The following is a 707-nucleotide window of genomic DNA, read 5'->3' as shown; positions in this document are numbered from 1 at the left end:
AGCCGCCTCTACTACGGGGTGCGCGCGCTGCGCGTGATCCTGGAGGAGAAGGGATGGCTGGCCCCGTGACCCCGTCCTGCCACGCGTTCCGCGTCGAACTCACCGAGCTGCTCCTGCTGGACCGGCCTCTGCCCGCGCCGCTGACCCGCCACCTCGCCCAGTGCGCGGACTGCTCCGCCGAGGCGGCCAGCGTCCGCCGGGTCATCAGGACGTTCGAGCGCGCCGAACCGCTGCTTCCCGGAGCCGCCGTCCCCGTGCCTGGACCGGAGGGTCCGCCGCGCCGCACCGCCCGGCGGCGGGTCGCGGCCGCGGGGCTGGTGCTCGCCGCCGCAGCGGTGCTGGCCCTGCTGCATCCCGGCGGCATGGGGCTTCCCGGCGACGGCCCTGAGGGCCGGCCGGACGCTGCGGTCACGCTGTCCCGGCCGGCGCCGATGATCGAGCACAGCTGGGGTACCGAGGTCCCGGTGTCGCTGTCCGGGCTCCGGCCAGGACGGACCTACGGCCTGCTGACCGGGGACGCGCACGGCCGGCGCCAGTCGGCCGGCAGCGTCCGGGCGGGTGACGGCCACGCGCCCATGAGGACCTGCATGGTGACGGCGATGGCCCGTTCGGAGATCACCGCGCTGCTCGTCCAGGACGAGAGCGGGCGCATGGTCGCGCGGCTCGCCGTACCGCCCCCGACCGGGCTCCGCGCCCCACCTAACCCC

At 76.5% G+C, this 707-nt stretch carries 1 protein-coding gene; it reads left to right on the top strand.

Translation table 11 applies throughout. The features are described 5' to 3' along the window. Positions 1 to 53: 53 nt before the first annotated feature. Positions 54 to 707 (top strand): hypothetical protein (locus ETD96_RS44195; RefSeq protein WP_138642405.1); only part of this gene is annotated, 654 nt, incomplete at its 3' end.

Origin of the sequence: Actinomadura geliboluensis, from assembly GCF_005889745.1 — a bacterium.
In the GTDB taxonomy this organism is placed as follows: Bacteria; Actinomycetota; Actinomycetes; order Streptosporangiales; family Streptosporangiaceae; genus Spirillospora; species Spirillospora geliboluensis.
Note: the sequence above shows the minus strand (reverse complement) of the source record. Positions and strands in the feature narration are given on the sequence as shown.